The sequence below is a fragment of the Luteibacter sp. ME-Dv--P-043b genome, from assembly GCF_030209605.1.
In the GTDB taxonomy this organism is placed as follows: domain Bacteria; phylum Pseudomonadota; class Gammaproteobacteria; order Xanthomonadales; family Rhodanobacteraceae; genus Luteibacter.
In genome coordinates this window covers 1-1,447 of the sequence record NZ_JARVRT010000028.1, presented here as the reverse complement: position 1 = coordinate 1,447, position 1,447 = coordinate 1, and the positions used below count along the sequence as shown (strand labels likewise).

Genomic DNA, 1,447 nt, shown 5'->3' with positions numbered 1-1,447 from the left:
AGCAGGCACCCCAACGTCCGCTACGGGCCCTGGACGTAGTGCCGCCCGACGAGCGCACCTTGTTGCTGGAGACCTTCAACCGAAACAAGGTCGCGCTACCGGCCGAGCCTTGTATCCACGACATCTTCGCCCGAATCGCCCAAGCCGCGCCGAATGCGATGGCGATACAAACCGAAGACGTGAGCCTGACCTATGCGGCGCTGGACGAGGTCGCAGCCAAGCTGGCCGGGGGCATGGCCCGAGCTGGCGTGCAACCCGGCGACTTGGTCGTCCTGCTCCACGAACGCGGTGTCGAACTGATCGCCCTACAGCTGGCCGTGCTGCGATGTGGGGCGGCCTACGTCCCGCTCGATATCGATATCCCCCGTTCGCGGCTGGCATGGACGGTGCGTGATGCACGTGCCCGTATCGCCGTCATGGCGGCCTCCTTACGCGATGAGCTGGTACTGGACATCCCGGTCTGGCGTTACGCGGATCTGCAAGAAGGTCCCGCCCAGCGGGAGGGCGTGACCGTCGCCGGTAGCCACGCAGCGTGCGTAATGTACACGTCTGGCTCCACCGGCTTGCCCAAGGGCGTGGTGGTCCCCCATGAGGCGGTCATCCGGGTCGCCATCGACAATGGCTATGCGGCCTTTGGTCGCGACGAACGCATCGCTGCGATATCCAATCCTGCATTTGATGCGGCGACGATGGAAGTCTGGGGCGCGCTGCTGAACGGCGGAGCAGTCGTACCCTTGGCTCAGCAGGTCGTGCTCGATGCCATGGCGTTTGCCGAGGCCTCGTCGGCTTATGCACTGACCGCTATTTTTCTCACGGCGACCCTGTTCAACCATTACGTGGCGACCGTACCCCAGGCCCTACTGCGGATGCGCCATGTGCTATCCGGCGGCGAACGCGCAGACGCCACGGCCTTCCGCCGTATGCTGACACTGAAGGGGTCAAGTTTAGACCAACCAGTCAATTGCCGACTGGTCAACTGTTATGGTCCGACTGAGACGACCACCTTCGCGGCCTCATCCGAGGTGACATGGAACAACGCCCAAGAAGACCAGATTCCGATCGGCCGTCCGATCGCCAACACACAGATCTACGTGCTGGACGATCATGGCGAGCCGGTGCCCCTGGGAGCGGCAGGCGAGCTGTACATCGGCGGCATCGGTGTGGCCCGCGGATACCTGCACCGGCCCCGCCTGACGGCCGAGCGCTTCGTGCCCGATCCGTTTGCGGCGGTGCCGGGCGCGCGTATGTACCGCACGGGCGACCGGGCCCGCTGGCGGGCCGACGGCGAGCTGGAGTACCTGGGTCGCTTCGATGAGCAGGTGAAGATCCGCGGCTTCCGCATCGAGCCGGGCGAGATCGAGTCCCGATTGCTGGAGCAACCGGGCCTGCGTGAGGCCGTGGTGGTGGCCCGTGAGGATCAGCCCGGCCACAAGCAGCTGGTCGGTTA

General features: G+C 65.2%; 1 protein-coding gene. It reads left to right on the top strand.

All coding sequences use genetic code 11. The features are described 5' to 3' along the window. Window positions 1-59: 59 nt before the first annotated feature. A partial coding sequence (locus QRN34_RS14830; protein WP_285405578.1) for an amino acid adenylation domain-containing protein occupies window positions 60-1,447 on the top strand: 1,388 nt, incomplete at its 3' end.